The sequence below is a fragment of the Campylobacter sp. RM16190 genome (assembly GCF_012978835.1).
Lineage (GTDB): Bacteria > Campylobacterota > Campylobacteria > Campylobacterales > Campylobacteraceae > Campylobacter_A.
Map to the genome: position 1 here is coordinate 88,908 of NZ_LIWS01000002.1, position 18,532 is coordinate 107,439.

The following is an 18,532-nucleotide window of genomic DNA, read 5'->3' on the forward strand; positions in this document are numbered from 1 at the left end:
AAATCATATAAATTATTAAGCACCGATAATAATCTGGCTTGCTTTGATAACCGCAACTACATCATCGCCGGCTTTAAGAGCCAAGCTTTTTGTGGATTCGTTTGTGATGATAGCGCTTAGCTTATCTTCGCCTGCTATCTTGATGTCTATCTCTGAATTTACCGCACCCTCTTTAACGCTAACGACTTTACCTTTGATTTGGTTTGTTGCGCTTAGTTTAAGCTCGTTGTTGCCTTTTGCAACGATGATGCTTGAAGCTTTGAAAAGATAAACTACCTTTTTGCCTACTTTAAGATCAAGAGCTTTCTCTGAATCAACAGTTACTGTAGCTTTTACTGTCTCGCCACCTTTTAGCTTACCTACGATTAGTGAGTTAACCACACCTGTTTTTACTTCAACGATCTCTGCTTGAAGTTGATTTCTTGCGCTAAATGACATGTTAAATCCTTTGTTTTTAGTTTGATTTTTAAATCTTGGTGAAATCTTAACAGCCTAAACTTTGGCAAAACTTAAAATAAAATTATATAGAAAAATAATTTAATTTGATTTTTGATAATACTTTAAAAGCTTCGTAAATTCGCGATCTTATCACTAAAATGTTTAAAATAAATATTTCAAATTTAAAATTTAAATATAAATTCAGACAGCTAAAATCGGTTTAATTATATAAATTATTTTGGCTCTATTAAAATACTTCATTGATATTTCTTGGCAAAAAATACTAAGCTTAATCGTTATAACTGTAAAAAACACTAAAGATATACTATGAATTTAAAAAGTCATTTACATCGATTGCTAATTTCGGACTTTATACAATATTTAGTTACATTTTTTGGAATCTAAAATATCATAATCAACACTATATTTTAACAGAGCCATTATTTTAAATTCGAGTTATTTAATAAGAAATTTGGCTCATTGAAAGATAGATCGACGGCTTTTAGAAGTCAAATTTAACTCCAAAGCCGTCAGTGTATATTAATTAAATAGGTAAAACCCTGATATTTTGGCTTAAATTTTCTTGTAGCACGTTTTCGATCGCATATAGCGTTCCACCCGAACCGCTTGCGCATCCCGAGCAAGCCCCAAGATATCGGATGTAGATATCGATAATTCCTTTGTCGTTTTTCTTGATATCAAGAATTTCCATATTTCCGCCGTCCATCATAAGCATAGGGCGAATTTCGGCATCTATAACCGCTTCAACCGCTTTAAGCTGACCTACTACCGTAAGTTCTTCAAATGCCAAATCGCTATCGTTTCCTGAAATTTTAGCATCCGCGATGGCTTTTAGCTTCTCAGCTTCCATTTGAGCCCTAGTTTCTGCTAGGATATCAATCAGATAATACTCTCTTTTTTCGTGTCCGCCCGGCTTAATGCAGGATTTACAAAATGCACCTGCTTTGGTGTATTGAGTTATCTCTTCGACCGTTTTTAAGTCATTCATTCTGATTACATCGCGAATCGTGCCAAGACTTATTCTGGCGCATTCGCACACTATGATCTCATCTTCAAAATCCTCGGGATTTACTCCCTTATAGCTTGCCGCAGCCGCCTTGATGACATCATAAGCCATTACCGAGCAGTGCATTTTTTGAGGTGGGACGGCAGGAGTTTCAGGATCGTCTCTCATCGCCTTTTCCACGTCTATATTTGTGATCTTTACCGCCTCATCGACCGTCTTTCCGATACAAAGCTCAGCCATAGTATCAGAGCTTGCTATAGCCGTTCCACAGCCGAAGCTTTTAAATTTCGCGTCCATGATGATATCTGTTTTTTCATCAACCAACCAATAAAGCCTCACTGCATCGCCGCAACTTTCTGCGCCAAAATCGGCGATTATAAGTTTACCGCCACGCTCTTTTGCTTCTTCTTCAGTTATTTGTCCCATATTGCGAGGGCTGTTCATTAGGTCTTGAACTTTTTGTGAGTATTCATCCCAAATCGAGCCGCCGATTAAATCGTGTTTTGCCATTTTATTCCTTTTGAGGCTTGTTTAGCAACTTGGCTAAATCAGCTCCTTCTTTTTAAATTTATAAATTTATTAAAGCCCGCTTACGTGCCAATCCGGCGTATAAGCAAACGTACTTGAAATCGCTCTTAATCTTTCAACCGCTTTTTTGATATGCACTATCGCGTAATCAATCTCTTCTTCGGTGTTAAATCTTGAAAGAGATAGCCTTAAAGCCGTGTGCGCAAGCTCCTTATCAGCGCCGATCGCTTCCATTATAGGATTGCTCTCAAGCGTTTCGCTCGCACAAGCAGAACCCGTAGAAGCCGCAATACCAGCTTGGTTTAAATCCCAAAGCATAGCTTCGCCTTCAACACCTTTAACTGCAGCCAAAATAGTGTTTGGCAAGCGATGAGCCCTATCTCCCACAACTGAAATTTCAGGAATTTCAAGTAGAGCGTCTTCAAGTTTGTCTCTTAATTTTCTAACGTGTAAATTTTCAAACTCCATTAGTTTGTTGCTATTTTCCAGCGCTTGCGCCATGCCTACGATACCTGCTACGTCAAGCGTTCCGCTTCGTCTACCGCCCATATGCTCGCCTCCGTGAAGCAAGCTGGTAAGCGGCTGAGAATTTTTGATATAAAGACCGCCGATGCCTTTAGGTCCATGAAATTTGTGCGCAGAAAAACTCATAAAATCCATATTTATATCTTGCACGTCTATTTTTATCTTGCCGACCGTTTGTGTGGCATCGGTGTGAAAGAGCGCGCCGTATTCGTGCGCTATAGCCGCAAGCTCCTTAACGGGAAAAATTGTCCCCGTTTCGTTATTTGCCCACATTACGCTTACAAGTGCGGTTTTTTCATCTATCAAATTTCTTAAATCGTTTGGATCTAAAAGCCCGTTTTCATCAACTGGAATGTGGCTTACTCTTATGCCAAATTGCTTCAAAAATTCGCATGCCGCGCCAGTCGCCGGGTGTTCTACGGAACTGATTATGATATGATCTTTGTCTTTATTTAACATATGATCAAAAAATACGCCTTTTATAACCCAGTTATTACTCTCTGTCGCGCAACTTGTTACGATGATATCGTCTTTATCTCTGGCGTTAAAGGCCGTATAAAGCTGATCCATTGCGCGGCGCAAAGCAGGGTGAGTTTCGCTGCCAAATCTGTGAAGCGAGTTTGGGTTTCCATATTTTTCGCAATAAAACGGTTTCATGAGCTCGAAAGCTTCAGGATCAACCATCGTAGTTGCGTTGTTATCTAAATAAACTCTCAAATTTTTGCCTTTTAATTAGGATAGATTTTATCCTTTTTTATTTTTTCAGGATATTATAACAAATTGCATAAAATTTAGTTTAAAATTTAGGCTTAATTTTTTCAAATTTGGGATGATTTTGATATTGAATTTATATTGAAATTCTTTATCAATTTACTATTTATTCGAAGTTTAAGCTGTCTTGGCTTCTCTTTAAGACGCAATGCTTTTAAAATTAATTGATTTTCTTAAGTTTTGCAAAGCAAAATTCTTAAAATTTGCCGGTTTTATAAAATCTATCTTTAGTAAAACAGTCTATCGTAAAACCTTGCGCTATCACCACACGCTTCGCTGGTTTGAAATAAAAACTCGCCACTTTTTTTATTTGAAAAGACGTTAAAATACATATTTTTAATCGAGGTATTTGAAGCGACCGTCTCTTGAAATTTTGAGTAAAAAATTAAGTTTAGCGAAACAGCCTATTTAATGTATAAATTTATTTCTAAAATTTTGTAAAGATTAGATTTAGTTTATCTCCCTTAACATCGCCTCGCTTCTTTCAAAGCTAAAGCCCTCATCCTCATCTTGCTTTAAAAATTCATTTATAAATTCGCGTTTTGATATGGCGGTATCAAGCTCCTTGTCGTTGCCTTTTTGATAAGCTCCGATGCGAAGTAAAATTTCATTTTCTTTTATTAGCGAATAAAACCTCTTAAATTTAGCCACGTTTGCCTTGTGTTCAGGCGTGATTAGATCGTTCATCACACGCGAAGCCGAGTTTAGGATATTTATCGGCGGATAAATTCCAAAGTCCGTTAGCTCTCTGCTTAGCACGATGTGACCGTCCAGTATCGAGCGGCTTTGATCGGCTATCGGATCGCTCATATCATCTCCGTCAACCAAAACCGTAAAAAACGCCGTGATAGAGCCTTTGCCTTCCTCTTTGCCCGCCCGCTCCATTAGCTGCGGAAGTAGCGTAAGCACGGAAGGCGGATACCCCTTAGACGTAGGCGGCTCGCCAAGCGCTAGCCCTATCTCGCGCTGCGCCATGGCAAATCTCGTCACGCTATCCATGATAAATAGCACATCCTTGCCTTGGTTTTTGAAGTATTCCGCTACGCTCATAGCGCAAAACGCACCATATTTTCGCATAAGCGGGCTATCATCGCTTGTTGCTACGATTAGAACCGTACTACTTAGATCGCCGTGCAAGTTCTTTTCGATAAATTCAGGCACCTCACGACCTCTCTCGCCAATGAGTGCTACTACTTTAACAGGCGCTTCGGAATTTTTTACTATCATTCCCATTAGAGTGCTTTTACCAACTCCGCTTCCTGCAAAAATTCCAAGCTTTTGCCCTTTACCGCAGGTTAAAAGCGCGTCTATACTCTTAACTCCGACGCTAAAAATTTCATTTATAAGACCTCTTTTCATCGCGTCAATCGGAGCTTTCATGATGGGCACAAACTCATCCGTGTATATAGCACCTTTGCCGTCTTTTGGGCTCATAAATGGATCCACAACACGTCCAAGTAGAGCGTCACCGACCGGAATTTTCATGCCTTGGTCGCTAAGATAGACAAGATCGCCTATCTTGTAGCCCTCGACAAAGCCAAATGGCGAGATGACAGCGCTATCTTGATTGATCTCAGTTACCATACCAAGACCTCTTTTGCTTTTGTCGCGCGCTACGATCTGGACGATATCGCCAATACTTGGACGAAGCCCGGAAATTTCAATAGTAGTTGATGAAATTTTATTTATCACTCCAAAGACGTTTGAAAGGGATAAATTTGAGTTTAGCTTGGATTTTAGACGCTGTAAACTCACTAGAATCTCACCTCTTTTGGCGAATTTATAAGAGCGAAAAACTCTCTTCTGGTATCTGCGTTTTTGATAAAAATTCCTCTTAACGCCGAAGTCGTGGTGGTTGAGTTTATCTTTTCAACTCCTCTCATCTCCACGCACATATGCCTTGCTTCTATCACCACGCCAACGCCTTTTGGTTTGATAACTTCTTGAATCGCGCTTGCGATCTGTTCGGTCATCTGCTCTTGAATTTGAAGCCTTCTTGCAAAGATATTTACCATGCGAGGAAGTTTGCTAAGCCCCACAACTTTGCCGTCTGGTATATACGCCACATGAACGCGCCCGATTATAGGAAGCAGATGATGCTCGCAAAGGCTATAAAATTCAATATCTCTCATCAAAACCATTTCGTTGTTTGAACTTTCAAAAAGCGCGTCGTTTAGCACCTCTTTTGGATCTTGTTCATAGCCTTGAGTTAGAAATTTAAACGCCTTAAAAACTCTTTCGGGAGTTTTGATAAGACCTTCTCTATTTACGTCCTCTCCGATTATCTCAAGCATGTTTTTAACCGAATTTTCAAAGCTAATTTTTTGCTGATTTTCTTGCATTTTTGATTTCCTTAAAATTTAGCCACATTTTACATTAAAGCGCCTTTTGCATTGATAAATTTCAAATTTATACAACTAATAAGGAAAAATTTGATATATTCATTAGAAAATTTTTATTTTTAAAAGGAAATAAATGGAACTCAAAACCAAAGTTATAGACACTGCCAACGCTTCGGTAACGGCTAAAATCTCAAGCGAAGAGATAAAATCAAAGCTTGAAAATCTTGCTAAAAAAGCAGCTAAAAATATGAAAATGGAAGGCTTTAGAGTTGGTAAAGTGCCTGTAAATTTAGTCTTAAAAAGATACGAAAAAGAGCTAACCAGCGATGCGGAACAAGACGCTTTAAAAGATCTTATAGACGCCGCTTTAAAAGAGCTTAATAGAAAAACAGATGAGGTTATCGGCGAGCCGATGTTTATAAAATTCGAAAGAGAAGAGGGCGCTATCGATACCGAGATAGAAATTTCATTTAAACCTGTCGTAAATTTGGACGGATATGAAGAGCTTATACCTGAATTTTCAACTCCTCGCGTTATGAAAAAAGAGATTGACGAGAAAAAAGACGAGCTTTTAAAGATGGTAGCTCCGCTTGAGAAAATTGATAAGAAAAAGCTAGAAAAAGGCGACTTTGCTAAATTTGATTTTGAAGGTTTCGTAGACGGCGTTGCGTTTGACGGCGGCAAGGCTGAAGGATATGTGCTTGAGATAGGCTCGGGTCAGTTTATACCGGGCTTTGAAGATGGAATGATCGGTCTAAAAGTCGGTGAAGAAAAAGATGTAGAAGTAACATTTCCTGCCGAGTACGGTGCGCCAAATTTAGCAGGCAAAGCGGCTGTGTTTAAAGTAAAACTACATGAAATTCAAGGTAAAAACGTAGCAAAAGAGATAGACGCGGAGCTGTTAAAACAACTTATGCCAAATGAAGAAAACGCTAGTGTTGAGCTTCTTGAAGAGAGAATCAAAGATCAAATAAGAGCTGATAAGCAGTATAAGCTAGTAAATGAAGAGCTTAAACCGAAATTCGCAGAAGCCATAGTAGAAAAGTATAAATTCGATATACCAAAAAACATCGTAGAGCAAGAGATAGATATGCAATTCCGCGGTGCATGGAACGGCTTTAGCGAAGATGAGATGAAGAGCTTTAGAGACGATAAAGACGCTCTAACTAAAAAGCGCGAGACATTCCGTGAAGATGCGCAAAAGAGCGTAAAACTAACGTTTATCATAGATGAGCTTGCTAGAAGAAGAAATGTGGCCGTAAGCGATCAAGAGCTTATCCAGGCTGTTTATTTTGAGGCTTACAGATCGGGACTTGATCCGAAACAACACCTTGAAAACTACAAAAATCAAGGAGTTTTACCGGCTATAAAAATGTCTATGATAGAAGAAAAGCTATTTAACGAGATGTTTGACAAAAAAGAAGAAAAAGCTGAAAAAGAGTCTAAAAAAGCAGCTAAAGAAAAAGACGAGCCAAAGACTGAAAAAAAGACAACAAAAAAGGCAGATAAATGAGCTATTACGTCCCATACGTAATCGAGCGAACAAGCAAGGGCGAGAGAAGTTATGATATCTACTCTCGCCTCTTAAAAGATCGTATCGTAATGCTAAGCGGAGAGATAGAAGACGGTATAGCCTCTTCTATTGTGGCTCAAATGCTGTTTTTAGAGGCCGAAGATCCAGATAAAGATATCTACTTATACATAAATAGCCCCGGCGGAGTTATCACAAGCGGTTTTAGTATATATGATACGATGAACTACATAAAACCCGATGTTTGCACGATCTGCATAGGTCAAGCCGCGTCTATGGGGGCTTTTTTGCTAAGTTGCGGAACTCCCGGAAAAAGATATGCGCTTCCAAATTCTCGCATCATGATACACCAGCCCTTAGGCGGCGCTAGAGGACAAGCGACTGATATAGAGATACAAGCGAAAGAAATTTTGCGTATGAAAGAGATTTTAAACTCTATTTTGGCTAAGAATACAGGTCAAAAACTAAGCAAGATTGCCAAAGATACCGATCGCGACTTTTTCATGAGTTCGTTTGAAGCCAAAGAGTATGGGCTAATCGATAAAGTTTTGGAGAAAAGCTTTAAATAACGAGGTTAAATTTGATTAAAGTTAATAAAAAGAAGGCCGAAAATACCGTAACTATAAAAGACAAGGAACCTACAGAGTTTAATATATATGGGTTTTCCGAGGATGTTATAAAAGAGCTTATAGAGGAAAATATACCATCTATTCCTAAAAATTACTCTATTTTCTTTGAAAAGATGCTTGATAAAAAGTCTGATGATTTTAAGAAAAAAATTACCGAGATTATAGAGATTGAAGATGAGATAGGTAGAATAGAAGACTATAGGCAAATTTACATCGAGCGAGAGATTAAGCAGAGTTTTGCTCAGATAAAAAGCATGTTGCAAGCGGTCGCACTTATATATAAAAACCTTGGAATTATGAAAACTATTATAAAAAAACGCTCAGATAGCCTTGAAGCAAATTCGAATTTACTTACAGTTCAAAGCGTATTTAATGCATTTAATGATGACTTGGATAAGCTTAATACTTTAATTAATAAGCATATTGACGTTATCAAATTAAACTATGAAGAGATCAGTAGAGTTTTTAAAGTCGTAGAGGAACAATCCATATACGATCCTAAATTTGATCTCTATAATAAAAAGTTTTTCTTAAAAACTTTGGAATCAGAGCTTCAATATGTAAAAAAATATGGATATAAATCATCTTTTATGCTTGTAAGGCCAAAAGATGAAATGATGAATCTTTTAGGTGTTAGAGATAGGCAGGCGATACTTAAAAACATCTCAAGATTTCTTCTTAGGACATCAAGAAGAAGCGATATTTTAGCACATTATGGCGATGGAATTTTTGCTATGCTTATGAAGCACACCGATATAGAAGGTGCAAAAAAAGCTTGCGAAAGAATTGCCGATATGTTCTATACAACGACATTTTTGATAGCTGAAAGCGATATAGAGATAGATATAGAGATAGCGGTTTGCGATCTAAATACCACAAAAACTATTGAAGAGGTTCTTTCGCATACATTGGATATGCTTGCAAAAAGCGGACGACATAAGTCAAAATACGTGATAGTAGAGGATAAGTAGTTTAATCATGGTGTTAGCAGTTTTAACATATCCTGACAAGAGGCTGTATCAAAGATCGGCAGATATAGATACCTTTGATCAAAATTTACATACTTTTTTAGATAATATGTATGATACAATGATAGCAAAAAATGGCATCGGATTAGCTGCTATTCAGGTTGGAAATCCGATTCGGGCATTGATTATAAATTTAGTCAATGAAGAGAGTGAAATCCAAGAAAGAGCCGATCTGCTCGAGATAATCAACCCAAAAATAGTTCGCAAAGAAGGCGAGCAAATTTTTCAAGAAGGCTGCCTTAGCGTACCAGGATTTTATGAGGATGTTAAGCGTGCCGAAAAGATAACCTTAAACTATCAGGATAGACACGGCAAAGAGTGCGAGCTTGAAGCGGACGGGCTTTTAGCCGTTGCGATACAACACGAGATTGATCACCTTGACGGACATCTTTTTATAGAAAAAATCGGCTACAACAAACGCAAAAAATTTGATAAAGAGTATAGGAAGTTAAAGAATAAAACTTTATGAAATCGCTAAAATGCGCTACTTACACAGATGGTTTAAAGATTGTTGATGTAGAAGCAACATTTAATAGAGGGTTGCCAGCACTTAGCATCGTAGGGCTTGCAAGCACAAGTATCAAAGAGAGCGAAGCAAGGGTAAAGTCAGCTCTCTTAGCTCAAAATTTCTCCTTTCCCGCTCAAAAAATCATCATAAATCTCTCTCCTTCAGACATGCCAAAGACGGGCAGCCATTTTGACCTTCCTATCGCGCTTTTGATCGCTTTACAAAAAGAGGTTAAGAGCAACTCTTTTAGTGAATTTTTCGTCTTTGGCGAGCTTGGACTTGACGGAAGCATCAAGAGCACGGCAAGCATGTTTTCTATACTTTTGTTTTTAAGCACAAGCGTTACAAAGGCTAAGGTTTTAGTGCCAAAAGAGATAGCTAAAAATGCTGCGATGATACCGAATTTAGAAATTTATGCCGTAAGTAAGCTTGATGAGGCGATAAAATTTTTTCTTGATGATGAGTTTAAGCAGCAGTGTTTAGCCAAAGAGACTCATCCGCTATTTTCAAATTTGACTCAAATTTGTGGTAAAAGTTACGTCGCAAACTCAAAATTTGAGCTTGATTTTAAGGATATCAAAGGTCAGACTAGAGCCAAAAGAGCTTGCCTCATAGCTGCTTGCGGTATGCATAACATCATCTTTGAAGGAAGTCCCGGGTGTGGTAAAAGCATGAGCGCAAAGCGCTTAAGATATATCCTTCCGCCTCAAAATTTAGATGAAATTTTACTAAGCGCGGCATACGCATCGCTAAATTTGCAAGATCACGAATTTAGTGCACTTAGAGCTTTTAGAAGCCCGCATCATACATCGACAAAAAGCTCGATATTTGGAGGTGGAACGGCAAGCGCAAGGATAGGCGAAGTCGCACTTGCAAACGGCGGGATACTGTTTTTTGACGAGCTTCCGCATTTTGGCAAGCAAATTTTAGAAAGCTTGCGTGAGCCGCTTGAGGATAACCAAATCCACATCTCAAGAGTAAATTCCAAGATAACTTACAAGACAAAATTTATGTTTGTTGGAGCGATGAATCCCTGCCCGTGCGGCAATTTGCTCTCAAAGCAGCTAAATTGCAGATGTTTAGAAACCGATATCAAGCGATACAAGGCGAAAATTTCAGAGCCTCTTTTGGATAGGATCGACCTGCACGTGCTTATGGATGAGGTTGCAAGTAGCGATAAAAGCGATATAACGAGTACCGATATGCAGCGTGAAGTTTTGCGTGTTTTTGAAGCGCAAATGAAGCGAGGACAAAGCGAGCTAAACGGCAAGCTAAGTGACGAAGAGATAGCTAAATTTTGCATTTGCGATAGTGAAGCCAAAAGCGTACTAGATATGTCTGTTGGGCGATTTGCTCTTACTCAAAGAGGCATAAATAAAACTCTAAAAGTAGCTCGCACGATCGCCGATCTTGACGGCTCGCAAATCATCAAAAAACCTCATATCCTAGAGGCTTTAAGCTTTCGAATAAGGAGCGAAACATGAAAAAACTCTTTTTAAACACTTCTAAGCTTGATGAGCTTGCCTGCTCGAAATTTGGGATAAGCAACGAAATTTTGATGGAAAATGCCGCAAATGCACTTGCAAAAGAGGTGCGTAAAAAAGTTAAAAAGGGAGCAAAAATTTTAGGCATCTGCGGTAGCGGAAATAACGCTGCAGACGTAGTAGCTGCTCTTAGAATGTTAAGTGGCGAGTATGAGTGCGAGCTATTTTTGGTGTTTGAAAAACAAAACGAGATGCTAAAAATTCAGCTTGATAGAGCCTTTAAACTTGGAGTTAAGCAAGTTAAAAAAATAGGCAAACATAAGTGCATTATAGATGGGATTTTTGGCTCCGGACTTAATCGAAATTTGGATAAAAAGACGATAAATCTTATAAATTTTTTAAACGAAATAAAAGCTTACAAGATAGCATGCGATATCCCAAGCGGGCTTAATGAGCTTGGAAATAGTTGCGGCGCTGTTTTTAAATCCAACATAACCATAACGATGGGAGCTGCGAAAATCGGACTTTATTCTGATTTTGCCAAGGATTTTACAGGCAAGATAAAAGTGGCTGATTTGGGGCTTGTGGCTAGTAAATTTGAAGGAGCAACCGATACTTTCAGGCTTTTAAAAAGCGATATGAATTTGCCTTTTAGAACTAAAGCTAACACTAACAAGAGTGAATTCGGGCATGTTTTTATAGTTAGCGGTGAGCTTAGCGGAGCTGCTCAAATAGCCGGTAAATCGGCTTTAGCTATGGGAGCAGGGCTTGTTAGTATCGTTAGTGAATCTAAGAATTTGATAACCGATCCGCTTTTAATGAATGTAAGCTCAATAACTGAAAAAATGGCTTACGGAGCTCTTGGAATGGGGCTTGGAAAGCTTGATAACGCTAAAAAAATAGAGCTTTTAAACACACTTAAAAACAAAAAAGCGTTGGTGCTTGATGCTGATATGTGCTACGAAGAGCTTACGATAGAGCTTTTAAAATCAAAAAAAGAGATAGTTATAACTCCTCATCCGAAGGAATTTTGTTCGCTTTTGGAGCTTGGCGGATTTGGAAAATTTAGCGTGCAAGAAGTGCAAGAAAATCGCTTCGAGCTTGCTAGAGCGTGGAGCAAAAAATTTTCAAATGTGTTAGTCCTAAAAGGAGCCAACACGATCATAGCTTACAGCGGAAACGTTTACGTTATGCCTTATGGAAGCGCCGCACTTTCAAAAGCAGGAAGCGGCGACGCTCTTAGCGGTATAATCATTTCTTTGCTCGCTCAAGGCTACACTGCGCTTGATGCGGCGATAAGCGGCACTTTGGCTCACGCGTTAAGCGTGCGAAAAACAAAGCAAAATAACTACTCAATCACTCCAAAAGATATCATAAAAGGGCTTAAATGGTTACGAAAAAAATAGCGGTTTTATTTAGCGGAAGCGGCTCAAATTTAGAGGCAATCCTTCAAAAAGTTCATAATAAAATTTTTAATAACGTTAAAATCGAAGTAGTGCTAACACTAACAAACAAAGCTAACGCTTACGGCATAGAGCGAGCGCGCAGATACGGGCTTGAAAGCGTAGTTATAGAGCATACGAAATTTGCTTCAAGAGAAGAGTTTGATCAAGCGTTGGTTGATGAGATAAAAAAACATAATGTCGATCTAACCGTGTTTGCTGGCTTTATGAGAATTCTAACTCCCGTTTTTACAAATCAGATAAAAGCTATCAACCTTCATCCGTCACTTCTGCCACTTTTTAAGGGTGCTCACGCCATAAAAGAGAGTTTTGAAAGTGAGATGTTAGTAGGCGGCGTTAGTGTGCACTATGTTAGCGAAGAACTTGACGGCGGTAAGCTTATCATGCAGCGAGCCTTTGAAAAAAGTGATGATATGAGCCTAGAAGAGTTTGAAGAGAAAATTCACGCCATAGAGCATGAAATTTTGCCTGAAAGTATCGTAAAAATTCTTTGCAAATAAGAAAGTTTATAGAAGCTAGAATTTTCTAGCTTCCGCTTTAGTGTTATTTGAATTCGCTCTCAAGTTTAAACCCGCCGCCAAACGCCTTATAAATTTCCACGACCGAGTTTATAACGTTTAAATTCGCGCTTATATTTTGAAGCTCTGTGGCAAGCAAATTTCTTTGTGCGTCAAGTAGCTCAAGGTGACTGCTGTAGCCCTCGTCAAATTTGCTTTTAGCTATCTTATAAATTTTTTGTTGCGAATTTAAAAGCTCTTTTATGCTTTGCTCTGAAAGCTTTGCGTTTTGTCTTGAGATAAGTGCGTTTTTAACTTCGCCAAGAGCTGTTTTTATAGTTTTTTCGTAGTTTAGAGCCGCTATTTGCTCGTTAGTTTCAGCGATTTTTACATTGTTTTTGATGCGTCCGTGGTCAAATATCTTTTGAGTTAAAGAACCTCCCAAACTCCAGTTAGTCGCGTTTGATACGAACAGCCTAGCAAGATCCTCGCTAACAAATCCAAAAAGTCCGGTAAGGGATATCGACGGATAGTAAGCCGCCCTAGATACGCCTACTAGAGCGTTTGTGCCTTTTAAAGTTTCATAAGCGCTAGCTACATCGCTTCTTCTAAGCAGTATGTCTGCGCTTATGCCGGCTTTTACTTCCGGTTCTTTTGGCAGTTTTTTGGAGCTTTTCATGACACCTTTTAAAATTTCATCGTTGCTTTTGCCGCTCATTATGCTAAGTGAATTTAGTGCTAGGCTGATTGAGTTTTTGATGTCTACAAGGCTTGCTTTGGCGCTATCTACTTGAGCTTTGCTTTGCAAAAAGGTGATGTTATCGACACTTCCAAACTCAAGCTGAGTTTTTCTGAAATTCATTATCTCTTCATAGTTTTTGAGAGTATCGCTTAGCACCTTTTCTCGCATGTTTAAAGCAACCAAAGTGAAGTAGCTTTTGGCGATATTTGATGCTATGGTAAGTCTTGCGCTGTCGTAGTCAAATTTGCTCGCTTTTAAGCTTGATTTGGAAGCTTCTATACTGTTTTTAACTCTTCCCCAAAGATCGATCTCGTAGTTTAACCCGAAATTTAATGAGTGGTTTGTGTATTTTACATTGTCTTGTTTTGTGTAGGTTTCACCGCTTGTTCTGGCTCTTGTAGCGCCTGCGTTTAAATTTACGCTAGGAAACAGATCCGCACTTGCTATGCCAAGGCTTGCTTCGGCTTTTTGCAAATTTAAAAAGGCGATCTTAAGATCTATGTTGTTGTTAAGCGCTTCTTCAACGATGGCATTTAAATTTTCATCGCCAAATTCTTCCCACCATCTATCTTTGATATCGGTTGTGAGCTGATAAGTCGCCTCAAAATTTGTATCGACATTTGGCAGCTCAGGTCTAAACGAGCAGCCTGCAAAAAATATCGCAACAGCGATTATGAGTAGATTACGCATGGGCGCTCTCCTTTACTTTTGGCTTTTTATCCCAAAATTTGTTGTTTAAATTTTCAAGCAGATAGTAAAACATCGGCACGAAAAATATTGCTATCGTGGTTGCAGCTATCATGCCGCCGATCACTCCCGTGCCAAGTGCATGACGAGACGCGGCTCCTGCGCCTGTGCTTATAACCATCGGGAAAACTCCTAGCGTAAATGCGATAGAGGTCATTACTATCGGGCGAAACCTTAGCTTTGCAGCATTAACAGCCGCTTCAAAGGCGCTCTTTCCGCTTTCGCGCTCTTGCATCGCAAATTCCACGATCAAGATCGCATTTTTAGCAGATAACCCGATAAGAAGCAAAAGCCCTATCTGAAAATATATATCGTTAGTTAGCCCTCTAGCCCAAACCGCCACAAGTGAGCCAAACACCGCAAACGGTACCGCCGTGATAACCGCAAGCGGGATGAGCCATCTTTCGTATTGCGCGGCAAGGATCAAAAACACAAACACCATACCAAATATAAACGCCGTAGTGCCCGTTCCCTGCGAGCTAACCTCTTGATAAGCGCTTCCTGACCAGCTTATGGAGTATTCGTCGTTTGATAGCTGCTCTACGACCACTTCGCTTATCGCTTTAATCGCGTCTCCTGAAGTGTAGCCAGGCTTTGGATCGCCCATGATTTTAGCGGCCGGAAAGAGGTTAAATCTATCCACGATATCAGGTCCCACTCCTCGCTTTAACGTAACAAGCGAATTTAGCGGTATCATCTCGCCGCTGTTTGACTTAACAAAGATATTTCTAAAGTCCTCCGGCGAATTTCTATATGTATCAACAGCTCTTACATAGACGTTATAGGACTTTCCAAGCATGTTGAAGTCATTTACATAGTATGAGCCGATGGTTGCCGCTATGGTGCTAAAGATATCAGGCTCGCTTACTCCTAAGAGTTTAGCCTTTTGCTTATCTACGGTTAGATTATACTGCGGATAGGTTGTCTCAAGCGTGGTTCTTACGCTTGTAAGCTCCGGGCGAGCATTTGCTGCGGCGACTACTTTTAAAGCGTCTTTTTCGATCTCGTTATATGTTTTGCCGGTTTTGTTAAGCAGGTACATATCAAAGCCACCAGTTATACTAAGTCCTGTTATCGGCGGGACGTTTACGACGAAAGTCATTGATTCTTTTGAGCCCCAAAATATCTTATTAAAATGACCTACTAAAGCGCTAGCCGAACTATCTGCGCTCTTTCTTTCGCTCCAGTCTTTAAGTCTTATGAAAGCAACTGCCGAGTTTTCCTTAAGTGCGCCCGCAAACATATCATATCCAACAAGACCTGTTACAAATTCTATGTTTGGGTTTTTGGTAAATGCGTCGCTTATATCCTTCATCTCTTTTTTGGTTCTATCCATGACAGAAGCGGGTGGAAGCGAGGTAATGGCTATTATCGAGCCTTTATCTTCAGGCGGCACCAAGCTGCCAGGGATTGAATTAAACAGCACAAATATAGCATAGCCCATAATGCCTATGGCGATGAAGCTTGGAATGATATGTCTTAGTACTTTTGCGACACCTGCTGTAAATATGCTCGTGCTCCAGTCAAAAAATTCGTTAAATTTACGCACGAACCAAAATGGTTGTGATTCTTGCTTTTTAAGCATAACCACGCAAAGTGCGGGCGTCAAGGTAAGTGCGACAAATCCCGAGATACAAACCGAAACAACTAAAGTAAGCGCAAATTGACGCTGTATGACGCCAACAAACCCTTCCATAAATGCAACCGGGATAAATACCGCAGAAAGCACAAGCACGATAGAAACTACCGGCGCGGCAACCTCTTGCATCGCTTTTATAGCAGCGTCTCTTACGCTGATATCTTCTTCATGTAAAATTCTCTCTATATTTTCTATAACGATGATCGCATCATCAACGACTATGCCGATAGCAAGCACGAGAGCAAACAGCGTTATCAAATTTATCGTAAAGCCCATCGCATAAAGCCCTGCAAAAGTGCCTATGATAGACACAGGCACCGCAAGCATAGGTATGATGGTCGCGCGAAAACTCTTTAAAAACATATACATAACGACCATTACAAGCACCATCGCCTCTAAAAAGGTCTTCATAACCTCATTTATAGATACTTGTATAAATTCGGTCGGGTTATAAGCGACCGTGTGCTTAAATCCGGTCGGGAAATTTCTTGATAGCTCGTCAAGCTTTTTATTTACGGCATTTACGGTTGCAAGAGCGTTTGCGCCGTTTTGCAAGAAAATGAGCATAGGCACCATCTTTTGTCCGTTTAGCATACCTTCAAACACATAACTTCTTGCTCCAAGCTCGACGTTTGCTACGTCTTTTAGCTTTAGCATAGTGCCTTCTTTTGAAGTTCTTAAGACGATATTTTCAAATTCTTGCACGCTTTTTAGACGCCCTTCGGGTCTAATAGAAAAGACGTAAGGATTGTCCGTAGTGTTTGGCTGCTCTCCTATCTTACCTGTGGCGTATTGTTTGTTTTGCTGATTGATTTGAGCTATGACTTCGCTTGTTGAGATGTTAAATTTAGCAAGCATATCGGGCTTAAGCCAAATTCTCATAGCGTAGTCTTTAGTACCGATAACCGCGGTATCTCCGACTCCATCGACTCTTTTTATCTCATCTTCGATATTTGCCAGCACGTAGTTGTGCATCTTGATGATATCCATATCTTCAGATGTAAATGAGATAACCTCAAGTATACTTGAGCTTCTTTCTCTTACCGTTACACCTCTTTGCTGAACCTCGCTAGGAAGTTTTGCAAGAGCTGCTTGAACGCGGTTGTTTACATCGATAGCCGCTTGCTTTGAGTCTGCACCTATCTTAAAATATACATTTATACCCATAGTACCGCTTGAGCTTGAGGTGCTTTGCATATAAAGCATATTTTCAACACCGTTTATCTGATGTTCAATCACCGTCGCAACCGAGTCGGCGATAGTCTGCGCATCGGCTCCCGTATATGACGCACTTACTGAAATTTGAGGCGGAGTAAGCTGCGGATACTCTTCGACAGGAAGTCCTTTAATCGCCATTGAGCCTGCTATTACGATGATTATAGATACTACCGTCGCGAAGATAGGTCTATCTATAAAAAATTTAGAAAACATCTAGTTTATCTCCTTATCAGCTTGCGCGCCGGCTCCGACTCTAATCTTTTTAAAGTTATTTATGATTATGAGATCGCCTTCTTCAAGTCCGCTGCTAACTACGGCGTAGTCCTCTTTCTGATATGAAATTTCTACATTTTTTTGCGTGACTTTTTGATCTTTTAGCACAAGCACAAAGGTATTCATAGCGTCTTGCTGGATGGCAACTTGAGGAATTTTAAAGCCGTCTTTTTGATAAAATCCGTCCATAACCACACTTGCAAATGCTCCTGGAAGCAGCTTTAGCTCGCTATTTGCAAATTCAGCCTTAGCTAAAACGCTGCCTACATTTACATCCACAACGCTATCTATAAAAGTTACTTTGCCTTTAAAAATTTGATTCCCCACTTTTAGAGTTGCCTGCGCGCCGTTTTGCGCCCAAGAGCCTGCCTCTACATTTTTAACTCTATTTAGATTATCAACGTCTGCGATATAAAATTTAACGCTTATCGGGTCTATCTGAGTAAGCCTTACAAGCTCGGTTGCGCTAGCTGATACGAATGAGCCCACATCAACCAAATTTTCGCCTAAGATTCCGTCGAATGGCGCAACTACAGTCGTATAGCCAAGATCTATCTTTGCGTTTTTGGAATTTGCTTTTACGCTTAGCAAGGTTGCGTTTGCTATGTCAAGAGCGCTTTTTGCCGAGTCAAATTCCTTTTGGCTTACGGCTTTTTTCTCGTATAGTTTTTTTACTCTGTTAAATTCGGTTTGAGCGTTTTTAAGTGTTGCGCTTGCGACACCCACGCTTGCTTCAAGAGCGTCATAGCTTGCTTGATATTTTTCAGGATCAATTAAAAACAGCTTATCCCCTGCTTTTACCTTATCTCCGGCTTTAAAATACTGTTTTATAAGAGTGCCTGAAACCTTCGGTCTAAGCGTTACATCTTGGTTGCTTGCGATTTTGCCGGGGTATTCAAAGGTGATCGGGATATCTTCTTTTTTGGCTTTTATGATGTCAACTTTTGCAGGCGGCATCTGCCTTACAGCTTGAGCTTTTGACTTTGAATTCTCTTCTTTAAAGCATCCCGTAAAAAGAAGAGAAATCATTATTAGAGTGAAAATATTCTTAAAACTATTCATCAAAATAACCTTATTGTTGTAGTTTTGATATTGTAATATATGTTACAATAAAAACGATATTTTACTCTTATTTAAAATTT

General features: G+C 39.5%; 15 protein-coding genes. 7 read left to right on the forward strand and 8 right to left on the reverse strand.

Annotation, left to right across the window (positions count from 1 at the left end):
• Positions 1-15 precede the first annotated feature (15 nt).
• The 5 genes from CDOM16190_RS02490 to folE all read right to left on the reverse strand — a co-directional run bounded on the left by CDOM16190_RS02490 (position 16) and on the right by folE (position 5,631).
• Positions 16-438: a TOBE domain-containing protein gene (locus CDOM16190_RS02490; protein ID WP_170018754.1), complete on the reverse strand. Its 423-nt coding sequence runs from the start codon at positions 436-438 to the stop codon at positions 16-18.
• 544 nt (positions 439-982) lie between these two features.
• Complete coding sequence (locus CDOM16190_RS02495) at positions 983-1,975, reverse strand: iron-sulfur cluster assembly scaffold protein (RefSeq protein ID WP_170018755.1); 993 nt, start codon at positions 1,973-1,975, stop codon at positions 983-985.
• Between the two features lie 69 nt (positions 1,976-2,044).
• Positions 2,045-3,235, reverse strand: coding sequence for a NifS family cysteine desulfurase (locus tag CDOM16190_RS02500; protein ID WP_169943018.1), 1,191 nt, complete (start codon positions 3,233-3,235; stop codon positions 2,045-2,047).
• 504 nt (positions 3,236-3,739) lie between these two features.
• On the reverse strand, positions 3,740-5,044 hold the full coding sequence (fliI, locus tag CDOM16190_RS02505; RefSeq protein ID WP_170018756.1) for a flagellar protein export ATPase FliI: 1,305 nt from the start codon (positions 5,042-5,044) through the stop codon (positions 3,740-3,742).
• On the reverse strand, positions 5,044-5,631 hold the full coding sequence (gene folE / locus CDOM16190_RS02510; protein WP_169976409.1) for a GTP cyclohydrolase I FolE: 588 nt from the start codon (positions 5,629-5,631) through the stop codon (positions 5,044-5,046). The genes fliI and folE overlap by 1 nt, the downstream gene beginning before the upstream one ends.
• 133 nt (positions 5,632-5,764) lie before the next feature.
• Here folE and tig point away from each other — a divergent pair, with 133 nt between their 5' ends.
• From tig to purN, 7 genes are read left to right on the forward strand one after another with little or no spacing between them, the layout of a single operon-like run.
• Positions 5,765-7,144 (forward strand): trigger factor, encoded by a 1,380-nt coding sequence (gene tig / locus CDOM16190_RS02515; RefSeq protein WP_170018757.1) that lies wholly within the window; start codon positions 5,765-5,767, stop codon positions 7,142-7,144.
• On the forward strand, positions 7,141-7,731 hold the full coding sequence (gene clpP, locus CDOM16190_RS02520; RefSeq protein WP_169943013.1) for an ATP-dependent Clp endopeptidase proteolytic subunit ClpP: 591 nt from the start codon (positions 7,141-7,143) through the stop codon (positions 7,729-7,731). The genes tig and clpP overlap by 4 nt, the downstream gene beginning before the upstream one ends.
• An 11-nt stretch (positions 7,732-7,742) precedes the next feature.
• Positions 7,743-8,762, forward strand: a complete 1,020-nt coding sequence (locus CDOM16190_RS02525) for a GGDEF domain-containing protein (RefSeq protein WP_170018758.1) — start codon at positions 7,743-7,745, stop codon at positions 8,760-8,762.
• Positions 8,763-8,769: 7 nt separating this feature from the next.
• The gene (def, locus tag CDOM16190_RS02530) at positions 8,770-9,288 is read left to right on the forward strand and encodes a peptide deformylase (protein WP_169976403.1); all 519 of its coding nucleotides are present in this window, start codon (positions 8,770-8,772) and stop codon (positions 9,286-9,288) included.
• Entirely contained in the window at positions 9,285-10,811 is a 1,527-nt protein-coding gene (locus tag CDOM16190_RS02535) for a YifB family Mg chelatase-like AAA ATPase (protein WP_170018759.1), read from the forward strand. Before def ends, CDOM16190_RS02535 begins: the two co-directional genes overlap by 4 nt.
• A complete protein-coding gene (locus CDOM16190_RS02540; RefSeq protein ID WP_170018760.1) occupies positions 10,808-12,217 on the forward strand; it encodes an NAD(P)H-hydrate dehydratase in 1,410 nt (469 codons plus the stop codon). The genes CDOM16190_RS02535 and CDOM16190_RS02540 overlap by 4 nt, the downstream gene beginning before the upstream one ends.
• Positions 12,199-12,774, forward strand: a complete 576-nt coding sequence (gene purN, locus CDOM16190_RS02545; RefSeq protein WP_170018761.1) for a phosphoribosylglycinamide formyltransferase — start codon at positions 12,199-12,201, stop codon at positions 12,772-12,774. Before CDOM16190_RS02540 ends, purN begins: the two co-directional genes overlap by 19 nt.
• 43 nt (positions 12,775-12,817) lie before the next feature.
• Here purN and CDOM16190_RS02550 read toward each other — a convergent pair whose 3' ends face one another.
• From CDOM16190_RS02550 to CDOM16190_RS02560, 3 genes are read right to left on the reverse strand one after another with little or no spacing between them, the layout of a single operon-like run.
• Positions 12,818-14,203 (reverse strand): efflux transporter outer membrane subunit, encoded by a 1,386-nt coding sequence (locus CDOM16190_RS02550; protein ID WP_170018762.1) that lies wholly within the window; start codon positions 14,201-14,203, stop codon positions 12,818-12,820.
• Entirely contained in the window at positions 14,196-17,330 is a 3,135-nt protein-coding gene (locus CDOM16190_RS02555; RefSeq protein WP_170018763.1) for an efflux RND transporter permease subunit, read from the reverse strand. The genes CDOM16190_RS02550 and CDOM16190_RS02555 overlap by 8 nt, the downstream gene beginning before the upstream one ends.
• Positions 17,331-18,452: an efflux RND transporter periplasmic adaptor subunit gene (locus tag CDOM16190_RS02560; RefSeq protein WP_170018764.1), complete on the reverse strand. Its 1,122-nt coding sequence runs from the start codon at positions 18,450-18,452 to the stop codon at positions 17,331-17,333.
• Between the last annotated feature and the right edge of the window lie 80 nt (positions 18,453-18,532).